The 23457-nt window shown below is 73.4% G+C and carries 22 protein-coding genes and 1 pseudogene; 12 read left to right on the forward strand and 11 right to left on the reverse strand.

Going from position 1 to position 23457, the window contains the following annotated elements; genetic code table 11:
* Positions 1–25 precede the first annotated feature (25 nt).
* Positions 26–1342 (reverse strand): DUF6716 putative glycosyltransferase, encoded by a 1317-nt coding sequence (locus ACH499_RS16330; RefSeq protein WP_399016362.1) that lies wholly within the window; start codon positions 1340–1342, stop codon positions 26–28.
* Positions 1343–1540: 198 nt separating this feature from the next.
* On the opposite strand from ACH499_RS16330, the gene ACH499_RS16335 reads away from it, so the two are divergent.
* The 5 genes from ACH499_RS16335 to ACH499_RS16355 all read left to right on the forward strand — a co-directional run bounded on the left by ACH499_RS16335 (position 1541) and on the right by ACH499_RS16355 (position 7238).
* Entirely contained in the window at positions 1541–2521 is a 981-nt protein-coding gene (locus ACH499_RS16335) for a glycosyltransferase family 2 protein (protein ID WP_356198100.1), read from the forward strand.
* Positions 2518–3852 (forward strand): polysialyltransferase family glycosyltransferase, encoded by a 1335-nt coding sequence (locus tag ACH499_RS16340; RefSeq protein ID WP_399016365.1) that lies wholly within the window; start codon positions 2518–2520, stop codon positions 3850–3852. Before ACH499_RS16335 ends, ACH499_RS16340 begins: the two co-directional genes overlap by 4 nt.
* Before the next feature lie 206 nt (positions 3853–4058).
* Complete coding sequence (locus tag ACH499_RS16345) at positions 4059–5018, forward strand: class I SAM-dependent methyltransferase (protein WP_399016367.1); 960 nt, start codon at positions 4059–4061, stop codon at positions 5016–5018.
* Between the two features lie 40 nt (positions 5019–5058).
* Positions 5059–6204, forward strand: coding sequence for an acyltransferase family protein (locus ACH499_RS16350; protein ID WP_399016369.1), 1146 nt, complete (start codon positions 5059–5061; stop codon positions 6202–6204).
* A 77-nt stretch (positions 6205–6281) separates the two neighbouring features.
* A complete protein-coding gene (locus tag ACH499_RS16355) occupies positions 6282–7238 on the forward strand; it encodes a class I SAM-dependent methyltransferase (RefSeq protein WP_356198088.1) in 957 nt (318 codons plus the stop codon).
* Here ACH499_RS16355 and leuE read toward each other — a convergent pair.
* Entirely contained in the window at positions 7235–7885 is a 651-nt protein-coding gene (leuE, locus tag ACH499_RS16360; RefSeq protein WP_356198085.1) for a leucine efflux protein LeuE, read from the reverse strand. The two genes, ACH499_RS16355 and leuE, sit on opposite strands and share 4 nt — an antisense overlap.
* 86 nt (positions 7886–7971) lie before the next feature.
* On the reverse strand, positions 7972–9552 hold the full coding sequence (locus ACH499_RS16365; protein ID WP_356198082.1) for a methylmalonyl-CoA mutase family protein: 1581 nt from the start codon (positions 9550–9552) through the stop codon (positions 7972–7974).
* A 266-nt stretch (positions 9553–9818) separates the two neighbouring features.
* On the opposite strand from ACH499_RS16365, the gene ACH499_RS16370 reads away from it, so the two are divergent.
* Positions 9819–10646 carry a L,D-transpeptidase family protein gene (locus ACH499_RS16370; RefSeq protein WP_399016434.1) on the forward strand — a complete coding sequence of 276 codons (828 nt, stop codon included), beginning with the start codon at positions 9819–9821 and terminating at the stop codon, positions 10644–10646.
* A gap of 200 nt (positions 10647–10846) precedes the next feature.
* Here the strand turns inward: ACH499_RS16370 and ACH499_RS16375 are convergent, their stop codons facing one another.
* From ACH499_RS16375 to ACH499_RS16410, 8 genes are all read right to left on the reverse strand, one after another.
* On the reverse strand, positions 10847–12037 hold the full coding sequence (locus tag ACH499_RS16375; RefSeq protein WP_399016372.1) for a hypothetical protein: 1191 nt from the start codon (positions 12035–12037) through the stop codon (positions 10847–10849).
* Entirely contained in the window at positions 12037–12699 is a 663-nt protein-coding gene (locus ACH499_RS16380; RefSeq protein ID WP_356198075.1) for an RNA polymerase sigma factor, read from the reverse strand. The genes ACH499_RS16375 and ACH499_RS16380 overlap by 1 nt, the downstream gene beginning before the upstream one ends.
* A 362-nt stretch (positions 12700–13061) precedes the next feature.
* Complete coding sequence (locus tag ACH499_RS16385; RefSeq protein ID WP_399016374.1) at positions 13062–14039, reverse strand: hypothetical protein; 978 nt, start codon at positions 14037–14039, stop codon at positions 13062–13064.
* Between the two features lie 50 nt (positions 14040–14089).
* Positions 14090–14710 carry an RNA polymerase sigma factor gene (locus ACH499_RS16390; protein WP_356198069.1) on the reverse strand — a complete coding sequence of 207 codons (621 nt, stop codon included), beginning with the start codon at positions 14708–14710 and terminating at the stop codon, positions 14090–14092.
* Between the two features lie 83 nt (positions 14711–14793).
* A complete protein-coding gene (locus ACH499_RS16395; protein ID WP_399016436.1) occupies positions 14794–15228 on the reverse strand; it encodes a hypothetical protein in 435 nt (144 codons plus the stop codon).
* 127 nt (positions 15229–15355) lie between these two features.
* Positions 15356–15742: a hypothetical protein gene (locus ACH499_RS16400; RefSeq protein WP_356198176.1), complete on the reverse strand. Its 387-nt coding sequence runs from the start codon at positions 15740–15742 to the stop codon at positions 15356–15358.
* A gap of 200 nt (positions 15743–15942) precedes the next feature.
* Positions 15943–16518 carry a hypothetical protein gene (locus ACH499_RS16405; RefSeq protein ID WP_399016377.1) on the reverse strand — a complete coding sequence of 192 codons (576 nt, stop codon included), beginning with the start codon at positions 16516–16518 and terminating at the stop codon, positions 15943–15945.
* A gap of 242 nt (positions 16519–16760) precedes the next feature.
* Positions 16761–18383, reverse strand: a complete 1623-nt coding sequence (locus ACH499_RS16410; protein WP_356198063.1) for a glycoside hydrolase family 20 protein — start codon at positions 18381–18383, stop codon at positions 16761–16763.
* Between the two features lie 175 nt (positions 18384–18558).
* Here ACH499_RS16410 and ACH499_RS16415 point away from each other — a divergent pair, with 175 nt between their 5' ends.
* The 6 genes and pseudogenes from ACH499_RS16415 (at position 18559) to ACH499_RS16440 (ending at position 23457) form a co-directional block, all read left to right on the forward strand.
* Complete coding sequence (locus ACH499_RS16415; RefSeq protein WP_399016438.1) at positions 18559–19200, forward strand: 2-oxo-4-hydroxy-4-carboxy-5-ureidoimidazoline decarboxylase; 642 nt, start codon at positions 18559–18561, stop codon at positions 19198–19200.
* Positions 19201–19370: 170 nt separating this feature from the next.
* Positions 19371–19751, forward strand: a complete 381-nt coding sequence (sdhC, locus tag ACH499_RS16420; RefSeq protein ID WP_356198057.1) for a succinate dehydrogenase, cytochrome b556 subunit — start codon at positions 19371–19373, stop codon at positions 19749–19751.
* A 5-nt stretch (positions 19752–19756) separates the two neighbouring features.
* Positions 19757–20239 carry a succinate dehydrogenase hydrophobic membrane anchor subunit gene (locus tag ACH499_RS16425; RefSeq protein ID WP_356198055.1) on the forward strand — a complete coding sequence of 161 codons (483 nt, stop codon included), beginning with the start codon at positions 19757–19759 and terminating at the stop codon, positions 20237–20239.
* Positions 20240–20258: 19 nt separating this feature from the next.
* On the forward strand, positions 20259–22013 hold the full coding sequence (gene sdhA / locus ACH499_RS16430; RefSeq protein ID WP_356198052.1) for a succinate dehydrogenase flavoprotein subunit: 1755 nt from the start codon (positions 20259–20261) through the stop codon (positions 22011–22013).
* On the forward strand, positions 22013–22786 hold the full coding sequence (locus ACH499_RS16435) for a succinate dehydrogenase iron-sulfur subunit (RefSeq protein WP_356198049.1): 774 nt from the start codon (positions 22013–22015) through the stop codon (positions 22784–22786). The genes sdhA and ACH499_RS16435 overlap by 1 nt, the downstream gene beginning before the upstream one ends.
* A gap of 66 nt (positions 22787–22852) precedes the next feature.
* A pseudogene (locus tag ACH499_RS16440) lies at positions 22853–23457 on the forward strand (Uma2 family endonuclease).

Genomic DNA, 23457 nt, shown 5'->3' on the forward strand with positions numbered 1-23457 from the left:
TGCGGTCGGGTGGGGCGCGGGCCGGTCACAGCTCCCCCATCCGCCGGATCACCGGGGCGACGCGCTGGACGCCGTGCCGGTAGGCGCCGCGGGCGGCGCGGCGGACGATCTGCCGTACGGGGCCGGGCTCGCGGCCGGCCGCCGGGGCGCCGGGCAGCGGGCTGCCGTCCGGGGCGAGGTGGTGGCGGGCGAGGATGCCGGGCAGGTAGCCGGGGGCGGTGACGGGTGTGTAGTACGGGGTGAGCGGGGGCAGGCCGCCGGGCCGGTCGAGCAGCGCGGTGATGCGGGCGCGGGCGGTGTCGAAGGCGGTGCCGTAGCCGCCGTCGGCCGCGACGCCCTGGCGGGCGAGCCAGTCGGGGTCGGGCACGGGGCGGTGGCCGTCGTCGAGCTGGTCCCAGGAGGCCAGGCAGCCCGAGCCGACGAAGTGGTGGTTGCCGAGCGCCTCGCGCACGCCGAGGTCGGTGAGCACCGCGGTCGGGATGCGGCGGTGCAGGGACTCCAGGGCGGCCGTGGAGCTGACGGTGACCAGCAGGTCGGTGCGGTCGAGGACCTCGCCCATGTGCCCGTAGACCAGGCGGAAGTTGGGCGGCGGGTCGGCCTTCTGCACCAGCTTCTGGTAGGGCAGCTCCTCGATGTGCGTGGTGTGTTCGCCGGGCTTGGAGCGCAGCTTGAGCAGCACGTCGCGGTCGGGGTGCCGGCGGGCGTGCCGGATCAGGCGGTCCAGCAGGTACGTGCGGTCGGCGCGGCTGTCCGGGACGGAGGGCTGGGCGGCGAAGACGACCGTGTGGGGGTGGCCGTGGTCGCCGGTGTGCGCGGCCCCGCCGAGGAAGGGCAGCGCGACCTCGGTCACCGCGGAGGCGTCGGCGCCGACACCCTCGTACACGGCGCGGAAACGCTCGGCGTCCTGGCGGGAGTTGGCCAGGACGAGGTCGGCGCCGTGGCGCAGCAGCAGGCCGTCGGTGAGCTTCTCGTAGACGACGCCGACGTAGCCGGTGACGACGACGGGCCGGTCGGTGCGGCCCTCCCAGACGTGGGCCAGCCCGTGCAGCATGGCCTGGACGCCGCCGCCGACCAGGGCGAGGACGAGGACGTCGTACGGCTCCTCGGCCATGGCACGCAGGAACTCGGCGGCGGTCACCTCGCGGAGGGAGTCCGCGACGGCGCCGACTTCCGCCAACTGGCGGGCGGTGGGGGTGGCTCGGCCGCGCAGGAGGTAGCCGTCCAGGTGGAGGTCCGCACCGTGGGGGGAGACGCGGGCCGCGGTGAGCGCGCCCCATTTCCACCGGGTGTCGGAATCCGCGAGAACGGCAACTCGCCGGGCCTTCGTTGCACTTGCTGGCACGCCGAAGACGCTAGGAATCCATTCCTAGGAATCGCCCAACCGGAATGCAACAAAGGGTGAACAGCACCTCGCCGGACAGCGAATCGGCCCGTCCGGCGCGACGGAAAGGGTCCACTTCACCGCTTCGCCACGCCTCGTTCACCTCGCGTCAAAGCACAGGTAAATCCTCATGCCGGGCTGCCGCTTAACGTCACTTACGTGCCCAAGCTCTCCGTCATCGTGCCGTTCTACAACGTGCGGCAATACGCACCCGACACCCTGCGGAGTCTGCGCGCGAACGCGCGGGACGACTTCGAATTCATTCTCGTCGACGACTGTTCGTCCGACGGCACCGTGGACCTCCTCGCGCGCGCGGAGGAGGAGCTGCCGGGCGCGGTGCTGGTCCGGCACGAACGCAACGGCGGTCTGGCGACCGCCCGCAACACCGGCATCGACCGGGCGCGCGGCGAGTACCTGACCTTCCTGGACGGTGACGACTGGCTGGCGCCGGGCCACTACGGCCGGCTGGTCGCCGCGATCGAGGATCTGGGCTGCGACTTCGTGCGCACCGACCACGTGCAGTGCACGGCCCGGTCCCGCAGCGTGTTCCGGGTGCCCCACGGACGCCGGAACACCGTGCTGGACCCGCGCGCGGCGATACTGCCCGCCCACCGTTCCACCTCGGTCGACTACGCCTACGCCTGGGCCGGGATCTACCACCGCCGGCTGGTCGAGCGGGGCCTGCTGCACTTCACCGACGGGCTGCGCACGGCCGAGGACCGGCCGTGGATCTGGAAGCTGCACCGGGAGGCGGAGTCCTTCGCGGTGACCGGGCTGCTCGGCGTGTTCTACCGGCGCGGGGTGGCGTCCTCGCTCACCCAGATCGGGGACGTGCGCCAGCTCGACTTCATCCGCGCCTTCGACCAGGTCGTCGCCGAGACGGCCGCGGACGCCGACGCGGCACGGCTGCTGCCGAAGGCGGTGCGCACGTACTGCGCGATCATCGCCCACCACCTGGGTTCCGTGGAGAGGTTCGAGCCGGCCGTGGCACGCAGACTGAAGGCGATGAGCGCGGCCGCGCTGCGGCGGATGCCGCAGGACGCGCTGGACGAGGTGCTGGCCTCGATGGACACCGAGCGGGCCACGCGGCTGCGCCGGCTGCGCCGCCGTCCGGTGCCGGCCGCGGAGGTGGCCGCGTGAGCACGCAGATCTTCATGGCGTCGACGCTGTACGGCGCGGCCACGCTCGCCGCCGCCCTGGACGCGGGCTGCTTCGCGACGGCGGACCGGCGGATCCTGCTGGTCTCCAACAACGCGGCGACGCCCGAGACGACGCCCTCCCTGGACGCGATGCCGGGCTTCGAGCGGCTGCGGGGCCGGTTCGACGACGTGGTGTCGTGGAACGAGGCCGTCTTCCCGTTCCACCCGGGCGGCTGGGCGCCGCGCGTGGACGACGTCCCGATGTGGGAGCGGTATCTGAGGCTGGCCTGGGGGCTCGGGGACGACGACGTGTCGCTGGCCGTGGAGTCGATCCAGGTGCAGCCGGCGCTGGGGGTGGCGCAGATCTTCCCGGACGCGCCGCTGACCGTGTACGCGGACGGCCTGATGAGCTACGGCCCGACCCGCAACAAACTCGATCCGCTGGTCGGCACGCGGGTGGAGCGGCTGCTCCACCTCGACCTGGTGCCGGGGCTCACCCCCCTGCTGCTGACCGAGTTCTCGGTGCCGCCGGAGCTGGTGCCGACGCCCGCGTTCGCCGCGGTGCTGGCGGAACTGGCCGGCACCGGCGACGGTCTGCCGGACGTCGAGGAGCCCGCGCTGCTGCTCGGGCAGTACCTGTCCGCGCTCGGCATCCTCTCCGCCGAGGAGGAGGAGGACCTGCATGTGCGGATGCTGACGGGCGCGGTCGGCCTGGGGCACACGCGGGTGGTGTTCAAGCCGCACCCCACGGCCCCGGCCCGCTTCACCCGCACCCTGGAGGAGGAGGCGGAGCGGCTCGGCGTCGCGCTCACGGTGGTGGACACGCCGGTCCTCGCCGAGGTGCTGTACCAGCGGATGCGCCCGGCGCTGGTGGTGGGCTGCTTCTCCACGGCTCTGCTCACCGCGTCCGAGCTGTACGGGCTGCCGGTCGCACGGGTCGGCACCGGGACGCTGCTGGAGCGCCTGACCCCGTACGAGAACAGCAACCGCGTCCCCGTCACCATCGTCGACGCGCTGCTGCCCGGGCCGGACGACGCGGAGGCCGTCGCGGAGCGGCGCCGCGGCCTGGACGCGCGGGCCCTGGGCGCGCTGGTGCGGGCGGTGGGGCACGCGATGCAGCCGAAGATCCTGCCCGAGCTGCGGCCGGACGCGGAGGAATATCTGCGCCGGGAGCTGGACGCGCACACCTGGCGGTATTTCAAGAAGCGGCGGCTGACGTCGCTGGGGCTGCCCGGCGGAATTCCGGCCCGACTGGCTTTCCTGCCGCGCAATTCGGCCGCGCGGAAGGTGGTGCGGCGGGCGCGGGCCATGCGGCGCTCGGTCAAACGCTGAGGTGATTCCGGGTGACGGAAACGTGAACCGCGCGGAAGGACCGGCCGCCGTCGCGATTCCGTCATCCGGTGTTCCGCGGAAATTCCCCCGGCGGTCCGCCCGGTGGCGCCGTTCGGGGTCCGGGGCCCGCCTAGCCTTGCCCCACCCACCACACACGTGTTCCTCGTACCCCCGTTCAACTCCGTGACGGATTGAGGTCCTGGTCCATGAACAGCCGGTCCACGAACAGCCGTTCCCTGCTCCGCAGTTCTCTCTCGCGGCGTCTGCTGCGCCCGGTCGCCGACCTGATCGACCAGCGCATCGAGCGGCAGGTCCGCTCGGCGGTCCGGTGCAGCGGCCCGGACGGCGCACAGGCGCCCGACACCGCGCGGCTGGCGCGGGAGGTGGAGCTGCTGAGGCGCCGTCAGCTCACCTTCGAGCTGCTGGTCGGACCGGGCGGGCGCGGTGTCTCGCGCATCCTGGGCGAGGAGTCGCTGGAGAGCCTGCACACCGAGGTGGCGGCGCTGTGCGGGGACCGGGACGCGGCGGAGCGGAACGTGGCCTCGGCGTTCCGGCTCCTGGTGGCGCTGGAGTCGCTGGGCGTGGGCCGGATCGCGGGCGGCACGATGAACATCTGCGGCAAGCTCGGCGCGATCCCGCTGCTCGCCCCGGAGAACGACGAGATCCTGGAGATCGGCACGCTGTACGGCATGTTCTCCGCCGGGCTGGTGCGGATGATGGAGCGCGACGGGCGCAGTCCCGGCCTGACCATCGTGGACCCCTTCGCGGGGGTGCAGCTCCAGCCGGGCACGGTCGAGCGCCCCGACCCCACGGGCTCCCCGGTGGACGAGCACGCGGTGCGCACCAATCTCGCGCTGGCCGGTCCGGCGGGCGCGGCGGCCCGGATCCGGCGGGGCTTCTCGGAGGACCCCGAGACCCGGGCGGCCGTCTCGGACCGGGCCTACGGGGTGATCGTCGTGGACGGCGACCACTCGGCCGAGGGCGTGCGCCGGGACCTGGAGTGGGCGGAACGGGTCGCCGCTCCCGGCGCGGTCGTCGTCCTGGACGACTACGGCGACCCGAACTGGCCGGGCATCAAGGACGCCCTCGACGCCCATCTCGAGGGCGGCACGCGCTTCACCTACCTGGGCAGGGCGGCCCGCTCGGCCTATCTGCGGGCGTCCTGACCACCGACGAACGGCCGGCACGGCCGAAGGAGTACGAGCAGTGACCGAGACGGTCGTGAGCACGCCGGCGGCGGACCCCGGTGCGCCCGCCCCGGCGCCGAAGAGGACCCGGGCACCGCGGGCGAAGGCGGCCCCGGGCCGGCTGCGCGCCCTGGACGGGCTGCGGCTGGTGGCCGCGCTGATGGTGGCGGCCTACCACTACGGCGGACGCGGCGGGTCCGTGGCCGACGCGTGGGGCAGCTCCCCCAAGCTCCAGTTCCCCACGCTGCACGCCTACTTCTCCTACGGCTGCCTCGGCGTCCAGATCTTCTTCGTGATCAGCGGCTTCGTGATCTGCATGAGCGGCTGGGGGCGGTCCCTGACCTCGTTCGTCGCCTCCCGCGCCTCCCGGCTGCTGCCCGCCTACTGGGCGGCGGTGATCCTGGTGACGGCGGTGTTCGCGCTGCCGGTGGTCGCCTACGAGGCGGTGTCGCCGAGCGATGCCCTCGTCAATCTGACGATGCTCCAGCAGCCGCTGGGCGCGGACCGGGTGCTGGGCGTGTGCTGGACGCTGTGGGTCGAGGTGCGCTTCTACGCGCTGTTCGCGGTGTGCGTGGTGCTGCCCGGCGTGAACCGCCGGCGGGTGCTGATGTTCTGCGCCGGGTGGCTGCTGGCGTCGGCGCTCGCTCAGGCCGCGCACGAGCCGCTGCTCGAACTGGTGCTGATGCCGGAGTACGCCCCGTTCTTCGTGGGCGGTGTGGGCCTGTACCTCGTCCACCGCGACCGCCGGGACGCGCACGCGTGGGCGCTGGTGGCGGCCGGTTTCCTCGTGGGCCAGCACTACGCGGTGCGCGAGCTGTGGAACGCCGCCGACCCGAACGCGTTCGCCCACCGGACCACGTTCGGCATCGTCCTGGTCGTCGCCCTCGGGTTCCTCGCGGTCGCCGCGGTGGCACTGGGCCTGCTGAACCGGGCGAACTGGCGCTGGCTGACGGTGGCGGGGGCGCTGACGTACCCGTTCTACCTGGTCCACGAGCACCTGGGCTGGGTGGTGATCCGCGCCCTGCACCGGGGTCTCGGGGTGCCGTCGGCGGCGACCTTCGTCCTGACGGCCGCCGGGATGCTGCTGCTGGCCTGGCTCCTGCACCGGTACGTCGAGAAACCGCTGACCCCGCCGCTGCGGACGGTGCTCTCCCGATCACGTTGAGCAATTCGTGCGATATTCCTTCGATCGGATCGCGCGTGCCCGCTGTCTTTCCGGCCCCGAGAAGGCATGCTCCCTTCATGGCGACCGCGCAAGCTACTCAGACGAAGCCCGCCGAGCTGAACGACGTCCCCGGCTGGTTCTGGCCCCTCGACCAAGTGCTGTTCTCCTGGTTCCTGGAACGGCAGGAAGCCGCGGGGGTCCGCGGCGACCTGCTCGAACTGGGTGCCTATCTCGGCAAGAGCGCGATCCTGCTGGGCCACCACCTACAGGACGGCGAGACCCTCACCGTCTGCGACCTGTTCGGGGCGGACGCGCCGGACGAGGCGAACCGGGCCGAGTCCGCGATGTCGTACTCCTCGCTCACGCGGCAGGCTTTCGAAGGGAACTACCTCTCCTTCCACGACACCCTGCCCAGGATCGTCCAGGCCCCCAGCTCCGCGATCACCGGTGAGGTCGCGGCGGGGAGCTGCCGCTTCGTCCACGTCGACGCCTCGCACCTGTACGAGCACGTCCAGGGCGACATCGGCGCGGCCCGCGAGCTGCTGCTGCCCGAGGGCGTCGTCGTCCTCGACGACTTCCGTACGGAGCACACTCCCGGCGTCGCCGTCGCCGCCTGGGAGGCGGTGCTCAACCGGGGGCTGCGCCCGGTCTGCCTGAGCAGCCAGAAGCTGTACGGCACCTGGGGCGACCCCGAGGCGGTGCAGGACGAACTGCTCGCCGCGCTGCGCGAGCGCGACGACTGCACGGTGAGCGTGGAGTGGGCCGCCGGCCACCGGCTGGTGCGGGCCCGCGCCAAGGGCCGGACGATGCGCGCGCCGTCCCTGCCGGCCTCCCGGCACCCGGCGGGCGCCCCGGCCGCCGCGTCGCTCCCGGGCCAGCAGCGCCCGGCCCGCGCGGCGCGGCCGGCTCCCGCGCCGTCCCCCCGCGGCCGTGCCCGCCGTCTCGCCCTGGACCTGCTGCCGCCGCTGGTCACCCGCGCCGTACGCCGTCGCCTGGCGGCCCAGCGGGCCCGCACGGGCCGGGCCGCGCGCTAGGCGCCGGCCGCCGACAGCTTCACCGCGAAGCCCAGGAACAGCGCGCCCGCCGCCGAGGTGGCCCCCGCCGACAGCCGCTTGCGGCGGCGGAAGGCGGCGGCCAGGCGGGTGCCGCTGAAGATCAGGGCGCTGAGGTACAGGAAGCTGAAGAACTGCGCGAAGGCGCCGAGCACGACGAAGGACAGCGCCGGGTAGGCGTAGCCCGGGTCGACGAACTGCACGAAGAAGGCGACGAAGAAGAGGATCGCCTTCGGGTTGAAGAGGCTGACGACCAGGGCCCGGCGGAAGGGACGCTCGTCGCCCCCGGCCGGGGCGGCGGCGGCCTGCTCGTCCCGCTCCCGGCGTGTGCGCCACATCCCCCACGCGGCCCGCAGCATCCCGACCGCGAGCCACGTCAGGTACCCGGCGCCGGCGTACTTCACGATGCCGAAGAGCAGCGCGTTGCCCTGGAGCAGCGAGGCGACCCCGGCCGCCGACAGGGCCATCAGCACCGTGTCCCCGCACCAGACCCCGGCCGCTGCCGTATAGCCCGCGCGCACGCCGCGACGGGCGGCCACGGACAGGACGTAGAGCGAGTTGGGCCCGGGGAGCAGGACGATCAGGGCGAGGCCCGCCAGGTAGGTGGGGAGGTCTATGACGCCGAACATGGGCGCAGTGTCGCACGGAGGTGCGGCACCGCGCCCGGGTGTTCCAGCCGCCGGACGTCCGCTGTCGCCGGACGTCCGGCGGGGGGTCAGAAGGCGTCCGAGGGCACGTAGGTGCCCCAGACCTCGCGCAGCGCGTTGCACACCTCGCCCACCGTCGCCCGGGCCCGCAGCGCGTCCTTCATCGGGTACAGGACGTTGTCCTCGCCCTCGGCGGCCTTCCTCAGGGCGGCCAGCGCCGAGTCCACCGCCTGCTGGTCGCGTTCGGCGCGCAGCTTGGCGAGGCGTTCGGCCTGCTGGGCCTCGATGGCCGGGTCGACGCGGAGGGGCTCGTACGGCTCCTCCTCGTCGAGCTGGAAGCGGTTGACGCCGACGACCACGCGCTCGCCGGAGTCGGTCTCCTGGGCGATGCGGTAGGCGCTGCGCTCGATCTCGTTCTTCTGGAAGCCGTGCTCGATGGCGTTGACCGCGCCGCCGAGGTCCTCGACCTTCTGCATCAGCTCCAGCGCGGCGGCCTCGACGTCGTCGGTCAGCTTCTCGATGACGTAGGACCCGGCGAACGGGTCGACGGTCGCGGTGACGTCCGTCTCGTAGGCGAGGACCTGCTGGGTGCGCAGCGCGAGGCGGGCCGACTTGTCGGTCGGCAGCGCGATGGCCTCGTCGAAGGAGTTGGTGTGCAGGGACTGGGTGCCGCCGAGGACGGCCGCGAGGCCCTGGACGGCGACGCGGACCAGGTTCACCTCGGGCTGCTGGGCGGTGAGCTGCACGCCGGCGGTCTGGGTGTGGAAGCGCAGCATCAGCGACTTGGGGTTCTCCGCGCCGAACTCCTCCTTCATCACCCGCGCCCAGATCCTGCGGGCCGCGCGGAACTTGGCGACCTCCTCCAGGATCGTCGTGCGGGCCACGAAGAAGAAGGAGAGGCGGGGCGCGAAGTCGTCGACGTCCATGCCGGCCGCGACCGCCGTGCGCACGTACTCGATGCCGTCGGCGAGGGTGAAGGCGATCTCCTGCGCGGGGGACGCGCCGGCCTCGGCCATGTGGTAGCCGGAGATCGAGATGGTGTTCCACTTCGGGATCTCGGCCTTGCAGTACTTGAAGATGTCCGCGATCAGCCGCAGGGACGGCTTGGGCGGGAAGATGTACGTCCCGCGGGCGATGTACTCCTTCAGCACGTCGTTCTGGATCGTGCCGGTCAGCTTGTCCGCGCTGACGCCCTGCTCCTCGGCGACGAGTTGGTAGAGCAGGAGCAGCAGGGCGGCGGGGGCGTTGATCGTCATGGACGTGGAGACCTTGTCCAGCGGGATCCCGCCGAACAGCACCCGCATGTCGTCGATCGAGTCGATGGCCACGCCGACCTTGCCGACCTCGCCCGAGGCGATCGGGGCGTCGGAGTCGTGGCCCATCTGGGTGGGCAGGTCGAAGGCGACCGACAGGCCCATCGTGCCGTTGGCGATGAGCTGCTTGTAGCGGGCGTTGGACTCCGTCGCCGTGCCGAAGCCGGCGTACTGGCGCATGGTCCAGGGGCGGCCGGTGTACATCGTCGGGTACACGCCGCGGGTGAAGGGGTACGTGCCCGGTTCGCCCAGTTTCTCGGCCGGGTCCCAGCCTTCCTGGGTGTCGGGCCCGTAGACCGGTTCGATGGGCAGTCCGGACTCCGACTCGCGCGCCATGTGTGATGCCTCCCGCTGAGCATGTGTTCGATGTGCTCGAACTACCCGTCAGTTACTCGCCAGTACAGACCAACCCTCCGACGGACTGTATCGGCGGGCGCGCGCCCCGGTGGAGGGGCACACGCTGGGACCTTGCTCACAACCGCGTTGCGGTCCCGGTCACAACGATGCCGTGCCGTTCGCGGCGCGTCATCCGCGGGGAACATAGTTCGTGAAGTCCGTGCGGAGCCGCGAGACGACGGGGGGCCGTGATGCCTGCGTGGGCCATGGGGAACGTGCGGTGCGGGAAGGGGGCGGTCGCCGCGGCCCTGGGCGCCGTGCTCGCGGCGGGCGGCTGCACGGTACAGGGCCCCGGCATCGACGGCCCGGGGAGCCCGCCGCTGCCCGGCACCGCCGGGACGCCGTCGCAGCGCGGCCCGTCCGACGGCCGTCCGCCCGGCGCCCCGCCCGCCGGGGCCCCGGGCCGGGTGCTGTGGGCGCCGGGCGACTCGGGCCGGGACGTGCGCGAGCTGCAGGCCAGGCTGCGGCAGGTCGACTGGCTTGTCGACGGGCCGACGGGGACGTACGACGACCCGACCGAGCGGGCGGTGCGCGGCTTCCAGGGCAAGCGCGGACTGCCCAGGACGGGGCGGACGGACACCGTGACCTGGCGGCGGCTGCTGGCGATGACGCGCGAACCGGGCAAGTGGGAGCTGTACCTGATGGGCGGGCAGCCCGCCGCGGCGCCCGACCCGCGCTGCCTGACCGGGCGGGTGCTGTGCATCAGCAAGTCGAGCCGGACCCTGCGCTGGATGGTCGACGGGCGGACGGTGTCCACGATGGCGGTGCGGTTCGGCTCGCGGTACACGCCGACCCGCGAGGGCGTCTTCCACGTCTACTGGAAGTCCCGCGACCACTGGTCGACGCTCTACGACTCCCCGATGCCGTACGCGATGTTCTTCAGCGGCGGCCAGGCCGTGCACTACTCGTACGACTTCGCCGCCCGCGGCTACGCCGGGACCTCGCACGGCTGCGTCAACGTGCGGGACGAGGGGGCGATCGCGGAGCTGTACGCGCGGGTGCGCGACGGCGACAAGGTGGTCGTGTACCCGTGAGACCGGGAAGCGGGGAATGGGCGCGGGCGGGACCGGGGGAACGTGTCCCGCCCGCGCCAGGTGCACGAGCCGTAGGTACGGGGGGAACCCCGGCTCGGTGCGAAAGCCGATGACCAGTCGGCTCACTCATTACTGCGCCGGAGCCCCGAAAAGTGTCACACCCCGGCGGAAGAATTTCCGTGCACCGGCAAAAGCGCAGGTCAGGGAGCCTTCGTCTGAGCGGGGGGCTGCTGGGGCGCGGAGCCCGGACGCCGGTCCGGCGGGGGCGCGGGCGTCCCCGTGGCGCGCGCGGGGCGGGGAACCGTCGTGCCCTGGGCGCGGGGCGCCGGCCGGCGGGCGGTGTCGCCCTCGCCCCGCGCGCCCCCGCCCTGCTTCCGGCCTCCGTCCTGCTTCCGGCCGCCGTCCTGCCCGCCTTCGCCGCGGTCGCCGTTGTCGTCGCGTCCGTCGCCGTCGTCGTCGCGTCCGTCGCCCTTGGTGTCGCCCGGAGTGCCGGCCTCGTCGCCCCGGCCGTCGGCGGCCTGCCCGGACTCGCGGCCGGGCGCCGTACGGCCCCGGCCGTCGTCCGCCGTCGGGCCGCCGCTACCGCCGCCGGTGCGGTCGCGGGCCGCGGAGTCGGCGGCGGCCAGGATGTTCCGGCAGTACGCCGCCACCCGCGCGTCCCCGCCGGCCGCCTGCGTCAGCGCGCGTCTGCGCACTCCGTCGAGCGGCTTGCCGGTGCTGATGTCGCGGCAGGACGCGGTGAGTTCGCGCCGCCGCTCGCCCGAGGCGCCCGCCGCGCGGCCGCCGGCGTCCGGGACGTGTTCGCCGGACGTGGCGCCGGGGGCGGCCGACCGGGCGGAGGGGCCGGGTGTGGCGCCGTCCGGGCCGGTTCCCTCGCCCGGACCGTCCAGCGGTGTGGGCGACCCGAGGGTGCTGTCCGGCGTCGCGGCCGCCGAGACGGAGGCCGCGGGGGCGTCCGGCCCGTCGCCGCCGAACGGCGTCGGCAGGACTCCGGTTCCGGCCGCGACCGCGACCCCGCCGACCATCCCGGCGGTCAGCGCGGCGGCCAGACCGAGGCGCAGGGAGCGGCCCCAGCCAGGTCGCCCGGCGCCGTCGCCGCGGGTGCCGAGGCGGACCAGCCCGGCGTCGGAGCCGAGGCGTCCCGAGGCGGCCGGGGCGCCGGCGGGCACCTGGGTGCGCTCGGCGCGCGCCGAGCGGAAGGCGGCCAGCGCGGCGGCCTCGCCGGGCAGTTCCCCGCCTGTCCGCCGGGGGTGCGCGGCGAGTGCGTCCAGTGTTCCGGCGAGCCGTTCGGCCCGCTGCCGGACCACGGGGTCGACAGCTTGCAGTGGCTCTCCGCGCAGCAAGATCTCCGCCGTTTCGCGGTCCAGCCACCTGTCCTGCTCGTCGGCCATCACATGTCCTTCTGCGTCCGCGTACGCGTATGCGTCACAGTCGCGGACGTCACCGCGCGGCCGCGCGGTTCTCGCTGGGGCGGCAGGGCGTCGAGGCCCCGCGCCGATTCCGGATCGCCGCCGAGCAGCTCGGCCAGGCGCTTGAGCCCGCGGTGCGCGGCGGTGCGGACGGCGCCGGGGCGCTTGCCCAGCGTCTCGGCGGCGCTCTTGGCGTCGAGGCCGACGACCACGCGCAGGACGACCGCCTCGGCCTGGTCCTGGGGCAGCCGGGCGATGAGCGACAGGGCCCGGTCGGTGGCCAGGGCCTCGATGGCCTCGCCGGCGGTGTCCGACTCGGCGGGCTTGCCGGTCAGCTCCGTCTCGTCCCCGCCGATCGCGGGCCGGCGTCCGCGCATGCGGATGTGGTCCAGCGCACGGTTGCGGGCGATACGGGCGGCCCAGCCCCGGAACCGGTCCGCGTCGCCGTCGAACCGCTCCAGGTCGCGGGCTATCTGCAGCCACGCCTCGGAGGCCACGTCCTCGGCGTCCGGCTCTCCGACCAGTGTCCGCACGTAGGCGAGCAGCCGCGGGTGCACCGTGCGGTACACGGTCCGGAACGCGGTCTCGTCCCCGCCCTGTGCCGCACGCACCGCGGCGGTCAGCTCCGCGTCGTCCCCCAGCACCGAACGTGCCCTTCTCTGCGCCTCAACCGGCGCCGCTCTCGCGGACGCGGTTCTCGCCGTCGTGGTTCCTCAATGGATGGTCGCGGTGGCCTCTCCCCTGTGTGACGCGGGAGGGAGCCCCCGCTGGTCGGCGCGAAAGGCACGTTACGTCTTCAAACCACCGCCCGTCCATGTCCTCATCGCATTGCCGTACAAGACGCAACTAAGCCGTGACGCGCTGGGTGTGACAGAAAACGCAGTGCCGGCGCTGTAGGGAGTACGGGCCGCCGCGCGGCCCGTGCCGCGCGACGGCCGGGGCCTCTCCTGTGGGGGGTGGCGGCCCCGGCCGTTGCCTCGGCACCGCCGTCGCCCACGGCGCGGCGCTACTCGCCCTCGCCGCGGTCCCGCTCCGCCTTCTGCCCGCCGTCGTCGCCGTTCGCGGGCGCGGTGCCGGGGCTGCCGCCGGTCCTGGCGGGCTCGGACACCTGGTCACCGGCGGAGCCGGGGTTCTCGGGGGTCTCGGGGCCCGCGTCGTTCTGGGGGTTCTCGGTGTCGCCCGCCTTCTCCCCGCTCTCCGGGTTCTCCGCCTTCTCCCCGTTCTCCGCGTCCTCACCCGCCGTGGCGCTCTCCCCCTCCGCGCGCTGCCGGGCGCAGTAGGCCTCGACCCGTCGTTCGCCGCCCGCCGCCGCGACCAGCCGCTGCCAGGCGGCGCCGTCCAGCACCCCGTCGCGGTCCTCGGCCCGCTCGTAGGCCCGGCAGAGGGACTCTGTGCCGTCGCCTTCCGCGGTGCCCGGTGCGGTCGCCGGTCCGCCGGGGCCGGTGGTGGCGCCGGAGGACTTGGTGGCGGGGAGGGGCGTGGCGGGCGGGCGGTCCCCGGTGCCCGTGCCGGGGGCGGTGGGCGAGGGCCCGCGGTGCCTGTCGTCGGCGGCGTCCGGGGCGGAGGAGCCGGCCACGCCGATCGCGGCGTACGCGACGCCGCCGAGGGTGAGGCTCGCCAGCAGGACGGAGAGGGTCGTCTTCAGGGAGCGCCGGGCGCGTCGCCGCCGCCGGGGCCGCCAGTCGTCCCGTCGGCGGACCCGGGCGGTGCGCGCGGCCCGGTGCGCACCGGCGTCCCGCGCGCTCCGGAAGGCGGCCACCGCCCGCCGCTCGCCCTCGGCGTCCACGGGGACACCGCTCAGCGCGGCCAGGAGCAGGGCCTCGGCACGGAGGATCCCGGCACGCGGGTCATCGTCGCGCGGGGGCCGCGAGGCGCCGGATTCCGAGGGCGCTCCCACGCGGGAGCCCTCACCCGGCGCGGCATCGGCGTCGGACGGGGTGGGCCGGCGGGCGAGGGAGCCGCCGTCGCTCTGTTGTGCACCCATGTCCGCTTCCGTTCCCGCTCTTCCCGCCGGGCCGCCGCCGTCGGCGCCCCTCATGTCGACTCCCCCAGCGTCCTGGTCCCCTCATCCGTCACACCGTCGCCGGTGCCCAGCTCCCGGGCCAGCCGCTTCAGCCCCCGGTACGTCGCCGTGCGCACCGCGCCGGGCCGCTTGCCGAGGACGCGCGCGGCGGCGGGCCCGTCGAGGCCGACGACGACGCGCAGCAGCACGGCCTCCGCCTGGTCGCGGGGCAGCCCCCGCACCAGCCCGAGGGCCGCCCGGGTGGACAGCGTCTCCAGCGCCTGGTCGTGCGTGGAGTGCGGTCCGGGCAGGTCCAGCAGGTCCTGTTCCAGCCCCGACGAGCGCGGCCGCACCTTCTGCCGGCGCAGGTGGTCCAGCGCCCGGTGCCGGGCGATGGTCGCCGTCCAGCCCCGGAAACCGGCCCCGTCGCCGCGGAAGCGCCCCAGGTCGCGGGCTATCTCCAGCCAGGCGTCGGAGGCCACGTCCTCGGCGTCGTCCCCGACCAGCCCGCGCAGATAGCCGAGCAGGCCGGGCTGCACGAGCCGGTAGGCGACCGCGAAGGCGGCCTCGTCGCCCTCCTGGGCCCGTGCCACGGCCGCGCCCAGTTCCCCGTCGTACGCCTGTACGCGGCGGGGTTCCCCTCCCTGGCCCAAGAACCGTCCTCGTTCGTACCGGACTCTCGGCGCGCTCGGTGAGCCCGCCCCCACGGTCATCAGCGTCGGCCCGCGCGGAAGTGTCACAGCGCGCGGCCGGCGCCCCCTCCCCGGTGCCCGCCGGTCGACGGCCGGACGCGCCGGGCCCTGCCGTGCAGCGTCAGGTAGAAGGTGTGCAGCGACTCCTCGGGGGCGCCTGCCACCAGGCGGTTGTGCACCTTGCCGAGCGGGTTCCAGACCCGCCCGTCCGGCATCCGCACCCCGACCGGCTGGCCGAAGTACGCCCGCTGGTCCGCGTCGAAGTCCACCCACACCGCGCCCGCCCGGCGCACCAGGACCTCTCCGACGTACGCGCCGAGCCCGAGCAGCGCGCCACGCGCCCCCTCGCCGCCCGCACCGCCCCTGCGTACCCCGTCGACCAGGGAGTCGACGATCCGCAGGCTGGCCGGGGAGTAGTCCAGCGGCAGCCGGTCGCGGGCGGTGGCCCGGCCGACGAACGCCGCGGCGCAGGTCCGCATGTCCCGTGCGCGCGGCGGCCCGCCGCGCCCCTTCTCCCGCTGCTCCAACCGGACCACCCGCCCCTTCGCTCGGTACGGGGAACCGTCGGCGGCCCCCGCTGGTCCAGCGGACGGGGCGTCCGGGGCGTCACCGGCCCGCCGTCGCCTCCCGGCACAGCAGGCGCAGCGAGCCGTCCCCGGTGAAGCAGCGTCGCGCCTCGTCGATCGGGTCCCACAGGCGGCCGTCGGGGGTGCGGACCCAGTGGTCGCCGCCGGCCGACCACCACTCGGCGCCGGTCTCCCGCACGATCACCTCGCCGGCGTAGGCACCGAGTCCGCGCAGCGCGCTCTCCACCGCGGCGTACGGGGCGCCCTCGCCGCGGATGCCGTCGATCACGCGGTCGACGCGCCACAGGCTCTGGGCCGAGTAGTCCAGGCGCAGCCGCGCGCCCTCGCGCATCATCGCCACGGCGTCGGCCGCCCACCGCACCGGTCTGGCGGCGGCCCCGGGCCGGTTCTCCCGCCGCCGGCCCACCTGTGCCCCGGCGCCCGGCCTCGCGGCGCTTAACTCCGAGGCGTTCGTCTCACTGGTCCCAGTCGTCGTCACATCCGCAAGAGCGTCGCCCGGCGGCGTTTCGTCACACGTACCGGCCGGTGGTCCGGCAACCGCCGCAGGACCGCCCCACCTCCCCCTCAACCCCCGCGGGACGGTCACAGGCCGGGGGCCGGGGGCGGTCAGCTCCGGCCGCGGGCGCCGCGTGCCCTGCGGGAGACGACCGCGCGCAGGACGCGGCGGCCCTCCGTGGACACGTCGACGGCTCCGCGCAGCCCTGCCACGCCGTGGCCCGCGAGCAGTTCCAGCACGGCGATCTGGCGGCGCAGCTCCCCGGCGGCGAGCGGTGACGCGTCCCTGGCGGGGGCCGTCCCGGCGCGGGAGGGCGCGGAGCCGGGGAGCGCGGGGTCGAGGATCCGGTGGATACGCAGCGAGGCCACGGAGCAGGCGTCGGCCCAGGCCCGCAGCTCGGCGCCGGTGCGGTCGGCCGGGGCGGCGGCCAGCATCCGCCGGGCGAGCAGGACGGCCTCGTCCTCCCCGGTGGCGCCGGGCCCGGCGAGGCCGTCGCGCGCCCGTCCCAGCGCCTGTGCCCAGGCGTGCCCGTCCCCGGCGGGGCCGGTGCCCGCGAGGGCGGCCCACAGCGGGCGCAGCACCTCGTCGTCGCCGTCGAGCAGCGGCAGGCAGCGGTCCAGACAGGCCAGTCCGCTCGCCGCGAGCCCGCGGTCGTCGGCCCGCGCGATCAGTTCCACCAGGCTCATACGGCGCCTCCTCGTCCCGGCGGCCGCGCCCGTGCCCGGCCGCGGAGCCCGCGTTTCCCCTTACTGCGCGCTCCGGGCCGCGAGTGTCACAGCGGCACGGCGCCCGGGTGGTCGGAGTGGGTGGTCGGAGGACGCGATGGCCCGGCACCCGGGCGCCGAGGAGGAGGCGGACGCGGGTGCCGTCGGCGGAGAGGTCCGGAGCACGCGGCGGGACGGGGCGATCCGCGCCCGTCCGCGCGGGGTCAGTCGAGCCGGTTCGCCAGCGCCTTGAAGTCGGCCCAGGACAGCTCGGGCTTGTCCGGGTCCCACAGCTTCTGCACCGTCGCGGCGAGCGGCAGCCGGATGCCGGCGGCCACCTGGGCCTGCGTCTGGGCGTTCGGCAGGTCACCCCAGACGGCGAAGCTGCCGCCGAGTATCTGGGCGTCGTACTTCGCGTCGACCGCCGTGGTGCCGCGCAGCACGCGCGGGGTCCACTGCTCGTAGATGCGCTCGCCGGTCGGGTAGACGAAGGTCTGCGGCTCGCCGAGGACGTAGTAGAGGAACTCGTCGTTGTAGTTGAGGACCTTCCGTCCCGCGCTCAGGTACGCCGCCGGCGGCCGGGCGCCGATCTCCTTGCCGGTCCAGTAGGCGACCTGGATGTCCTTCAGCGGTTCGACGGAGGTGTCCTTGAAGAAGCCGTCGTTCCAGGCGCGCGGGGTGCGGTCGTGGGCCATCACGGTCTTCGCGCGGCCGTTGAGCCAGCCCGTGGTGAGGTCGGCGACGGTGCCGCCGGAGCCGTAGGCCTCGCGGGCCGCGGCGGCCAGGGTCGGGTAGGACGCCTCGGGGTCCGGCACGACGAGCGCCTGGTACTCGTCGGCGCCCAGGTGGAACTGGGAGCCGGGGAACAGGTCGGCGTACTCGTTCAGCAGGTCGTCGACGATCCGGGCGGCCTCCGGCTTGGAGATGTCGATGGCGCCGCGCGTCGCCCTGCCCTGCGCGTTGCGGAGCTGGAGGTCGGGGTGGGCGGCGATGACGGCGCCGAGGTGGCCGGGCGAGTCGATCTCGGGGACCACGGTGATGTGCCGGGAGGCGGCGAGGTCGGTGATCTCCTTGACCTCGGTCTTGGTCAGGTGGTCCGAGGAGACGACCTCGGGGTGCGAGTCGGACTCGATGCGGAAGGCCTGGTCGTCGGAGAAGTGCAGGCCGAGTTCGTTGAACTTCAGGTCGCCCAGCTCGCGTATCCGGTCCTTGATCCAGTCGGCGGTGTAGTGCTTGCGGGCTATGTCGAGCATGAACCCGCGCCGCGGCTTGGCCGGCTCGTCCTTCACGACGCCCTCGGGCGCGGTGCCGCCGCCGTCGACGGCCTGCTTGAGGGTGCGGGTGCCGTAGAAGACGCCCGCCTCGGCCGGCGCGCTGACGGTGACCCGGCCGCCGCCCACGGTCATGGTGTACGACTCCGGGTTCGCCCCCTTGTCGGCCTCGACCTCCAGCCGCAGGTCCCCGGCGCGCTCGTCGTCCTTCTCACCGGCGTACGCCATCCCCAGCTCGCCGGCTATCAGGCGCCCCTCGTCGGCGAGCGAGGCGTCGGTGACGACGACCCGGTGGCCGGAGGCGGGCCGCCAGCCGGGGCCGCGGGCCGGCGTGTGCTGCCGTACGGCGGGTATGGTGCCCGGTTCCTTCGACAGGGGGTAGGAGCGGCTGGGGCTGGGCGAGGTGGAGGGCGCGGCCGCGGCTTCGGAGGACTTCGCGGCCGGTTTCCCGGACCCGCCGTCGCCGTCGGTGGCCCACAGGCCGACTCCCACGCCGAGCGCCGCGACCGCCGCGCCGGCGATGACGGCCCGCTGCCTGACCTTGTGCGCCGGAGACCGGCGTGCGTGCTGGCTCACATCGCCAACCTACGGCCGCGGTCTCCACCATGCGTCCACCACATGTTCCGAAACTCTCCCGTTCGAGTGAAATTCGGGCACCGTACGGACAAGCGATGCCCTCCCTCGATAACGTGACGCCACTTCTTCGCACAATTTCCCGCCGACACACACGTGACGCCCACAAGGACCCACGCTGCCTGTGCACCGTCTCCCAGACCTTCCCGGCCGAGTCGCCGCACCGGTACCGGTGCAAACCCGCACCGCACCGGTCAGCCGCTCCGCACTGGAGCGCTTCAACGACGCCCCCGCCGACGAGGCCGTCCGCACCCTCCTGGCCTGCCTCGACAGCCGCCCCTGGGCCGAGCGCCTGGTCTCCCACCGCCCCTACCCGGACCTGCCGTCCCTGCTGGCGGCGGCGGACGAGGCGGCGTACGACCTGCCCCCGGCCGATCTGACCGGCGCACTGACGGCGGAGGCCCTGCCCGCCCTGCCGCAGGACACCTACGCGGCGGCCCACACGGCCCTGAGCGCGGCCACCGCGGCATACGAGGCCCGTTTCGGACACGCGTTCGTCATCTGCCTGGACGGCATGCCCGCGGACGAGGCCCTGGACCACGCCCTGGCGGGCATCCGGTCACGATTGGCGAACGATCCGGACGAGGAGCGCGCGGTCGCGGCGGACGAACTCAGGCGCCTGGCCAGAGGCCGGCTGACCGCCGCCCTCCAGGGCCGCGGGGCCGTGACGTCGGCCGCTTCGCCGCGCGGGCCCGACGAGCCGGCGACGGCCCACGCCCGGCAAACCGCCCACACCCCCACCAGCCGGTCCGGCCACTAGCCCGCCCGCTGCTCCTTTGAGTGCAACTTTGATCACATAGGCAGGCCCCCTGTAAGAGCCACGGACAAGCGTCGCTACGATGCTGGGGGCCGGTGGACCGTACCCGGCCGGGCCCGACCGACACGAGAAAGCCGGCGCGGCCCCAATCCCCGCTCCCGGAGGAAACTTCCGTGCCGGCTGGAACGCTGTACCGCGGCCGGGAAGGAATGTGGTCCTGGGTGGCTCACCGAGTCACCGGCGTCCTCATTTTCTTCTTCCTGTTCGTCCACGTGCTGGACACCGCTCTCGTCCGTGTGTCCCCCGAGGCCTACGACAACGTCGTGGCCACGTACAAGTCGCCGATCGTCGCGCTGCTGGAGTACGGCCTCGTCGCCGCCATCCTCTTCCACGCGCTCAACGGTCTGCGCGTCATCGCCGTCGACTTCTGGGTCAAGGGCGCCCGCTATCAGAAGCAGATGCTCTGGACCGTCGTCGCCCTGTGGCTCGTGCTGATGCTCGGGGCGATCTACCCCGTCCTCGGCCACGCCGCTCGTGAACTGTTCGGGAGCTGACGCGCATGTCCACCTCTGAGAAGACCGCTTCCGGGATCGGCCCCGTCGAGGGCGCCTCGCTCTACACGGTCGACAACCCGGCGCCGCTGATCGAAGCCCCCCGTCAGCGCACCAAGAAGACGCCGAAGTCCACGCGCGGCAACTTCGAGCTGTACGGCTGGCTGTTCATGCGCCTGTCCGGCGTGGTCCTGGTCGTCCTGGTCGTCACGCACCTGCTGATCCAGCTCGTGCTGGACGGCGGCGTCTCCAAGATCGGCTTCGCCTTCGTGGCCGGCCGCTGGGCCTCGCCGTTCTGGCAGGTCTGGGACCTGCTGATGCTGTGGCTCGCGATGCTGCACGGCTGCAACGGTCTGCGTACGGTCATCAACGACTACGCGGAGCGCGCGAACACCCGCCTGTGGCTCAAGGGCCTGCTCTACACGGCCACGGTGTTCACCATCCTGCTGGGCACGCTGGTGATCTTCACCTTCGACCCGAACATCCGCTAGGCACGGGGCTGCGAGAATCATGAAGATCCACAAGTACGACACCGTCATCGTCGGCGCCGGCGGCGCCGGTATGCGGGCCGCCATCGAGGCGACCAAGCGCAGCCGCACGGCCGTCCTGACGAAGCTCTACCCCACCCGCTCCCACACGGGCGCCGCGCAGGGCGGCATGGCCGCCGCGCTGGCCAACGTGGAGGAGGACAACTGGGAGTGGCACACCTTCGACACCGTCAAGGGCGGTGACTACCTGGTCGACCAGGACGCCGCCGAGATCCTGGCGAAGGAGGCCATCGACTCGGTCCTCGACCTGGAGAAGATGGGCCTGCCGTTCAACCGGACGCCCGACGGGACGATCGACCAGCGCCGCTTCGGCGGTCACTCCCGCAACCACGGCGAGGCCCCGGTCCGCCGCTCCTGCTACGCGGCCGACCGCACCGGCCACATGATCCTCCAGACGCTGTACCAGAACTGCGTCAAGGAGGGCGTGGAGTTCTTCAACGAGTTCTACGTCCTGGACCAGCTCATCACCGAGGTCGACGGCGTCAAGAAGTCGGCCGGTGTGGTCGCCTACGAGCTGGCCACCGGCGAGATCCACATCTTCCAGGCGAAGTCCGTGATCTACGCCTCCGGCGGCACCGGCAAGTTCTTCAAGGTGACCTCCAACGCGCACACGCTGACCGGTGACGGCCAGGCCGCCGTGTACCGGCGCGGGCTGCCGCTGGAGGACATGGAGTTCTTCCAGTTCCACCCGACCGGCATCTGGCGCATGGGCATCCTGCTGACGGAGGGCGCCCGCGGTGAGGGCGGCATCCTCCGCAACAAGGACGGCGAGCGCTTCATGGAGAAGTACGCGCCGGTCATGAAGGACCTCGCGTCCCGCGACGTCGTCTCCCGCTCCATCTACACGGAGATCCGCGAGGGCCGCGGCTGCGGTCCCGAGGGCGACCACGTCTACCTGGACCTCACCCACCTCCCGCCGGAGCAGCTCGACGCCAAGCTGCCCGACATCACGGAGTTCGCGCGGACCTACCTCGGCATCGAGCCCTACACGGACCCGATCCCGATCCAGCCCACCGCGCACTACGCCATGGGCGGCATCCCGACCAACGTCGAGGGCGAGGTCCTCGCGGACAACACCACCGTCGTGCCGGGCCTGTACGCGGCCGGCGAGGTCGCCTGCGTGTCGGTGCACGGCGCCAACCGCCTGGGCACCAACTCGCTGCTCGACATCAACGTCTTCGGCCGCCGCGCGGGCATCGCCGCCGCGGAGTACGCCCAGAAGGCGGACTTCGTCGAGCTGCCGGAGAACCCGGAGTCCCTGGTCGTCGAGCAGATCGAGCGGCTGCGCTCCTCCACCGGCAACGAGCGGGTGGCGACGCTGCGCCGCGAGCTCCAGGAGACCATGGACGCCAACGTCATGGTCTTCCGCACCGAGCAGACGATCAAGACGGCCGTCGAGAAGATCGCCGAGCTGCGCAAGCGGTACCAGAACGTGGCGATCCAGGACAAGGGCCGCCGGTTCAACACCGACCTGCTGGAGGCCGTCGAGCTGGGCAACCTGCTCGACCTGGCCGAGGTGATGGCGGTGTCCGCGCTCGCCCGCAAGGAGTCCCGCGGCGGTCACTACCGCGAGGACTACCCCAACCGCGACGACGTCAACTTCATGCGCCACACCATGGCGTACCGCGAGGTGGGCGACGACGGCACCGAGTCCATCCGTCTGGACTACAAGCCGGTCGTCCAGACCCGCTACCAGCCGATGGAGCGTAAGTACTGATGGCTACCCCTGTCATGGAGAAGAGCGACAAGGCCCCCGAGCCCGGTTTCGCCGACTCCCCCTACATCACCGTCACCGTGCGGGTCCGCCGGTTCAACCCGGAGGTCTCGGCGGAGGCGACCTGGCAGGACTTCCAGCTCGAGATCGACCCGAAGGAGCGCGTCCTCGACGCCCTTCACAAGATCAAGTGGGACCTGGACGGCACGCTGACCTTCCGCCGTTCCTGCGCCCACGGCATCTGCGGGTCGGACGCCATGCGGATCAACGGCAAGAACCGGCTGGCCTGCAAGACGCTGATCAAGGACATCAGCCCCGAGAAGCCGATCACGGTCGAGCCCATCAAGGGGCTGACGGTCCTCAAGGACCTGGTCGTCGACATGGAGCCGTTCTTCCAGGCGTACCGGGACGTGATGCCCTTCCTGATCACGAAGGACACCAACGAGCCGACGCGTGAGCGCCTCCAGTCCGCCGAGGACCGCGAGCGCTTCGACGACACGACGAAGTGCATCCTGTGCGCCGCCTGCACGTCCTCGTGCCCGGTGTTCTGGAACGACGGGCAGTACTTCGGCCCGGCGGCCATCGTCAACGCCCACCGCTTCATCTTCGACTCGCGCGACGAGGCCGGAGAGCAGCGGCTGGAGATCCTCAACGACCGCGACGGCGTCTGGCGCTGCCGCACGACCTTCAACTGCACGGACGCCTGCCCGCGCGGCATCGAGGTCACCAAGGCGATCGCCGAGGTGAAGCGGGCGCTGATCACGCGCCGCTTCTGACGTCCGTCGGTGCGACGCCGTAGTCCGCAGGGCCCCGCTTCCCCAGGAAGCGGGGCCCTCCGGCATATGCCGCACCCTCGGGTGGCGGGCCGACGAAGGGCCTCGCCGGTCCGCCTTCCGGGCTACCGCGTCGAGATCATCGGAGGCCGGCTCCTCGTGACCCCACCGCCGGACGGCCCGCACCCCGTCGTTCTGACCGAACTGATGATGCCGTTGGCGGCGTCCGGCCTGCACGGCGCCGACTCCAAGGTCGTCCAGGGCATGGGTCTGTGGCTGCCCACCGGAGCCGAGGACTACGCCATCCCCGACCTCACGGTGGTGGACGCGGACTTCGACGACCACCTCGTCGAGAACAACTGCCACGACCCGGTCCGCTTCCGTCTGGTCCTGGAGACCTGCGCACCAAGGTCGCCGCCTACGCCGGCGCCAAGATCCCCGTCTACGTCGTCGTCGACCGCCGGCACGAGCGCCTGCACGTCCTCAGCGACCCGGACGGGGCCGACTACGCGACCCACCGAGTCCACTCCCCCGGCGAGAAGGTCACCCTCCCCGGCTCCCTCGGCGGCGACGTCACCCTGGACGTCGCCGAGGTCCTTGCGGCCGGACGGCGGAAGTCCGCGCACGGCGAGGGCCGACATCGGCCGTTCCGGGCCGTGGGCTCCCTAGCCTGA

The organism is Streptomyces sp. NPDC018947 (genome assembly GCF_044390505.1).
Taxonomy (GTDB): Bacteria; Actinomycetota; Actinomycetes; order Streptomycetales; family Streptomycetaceae; genus Streptomyces.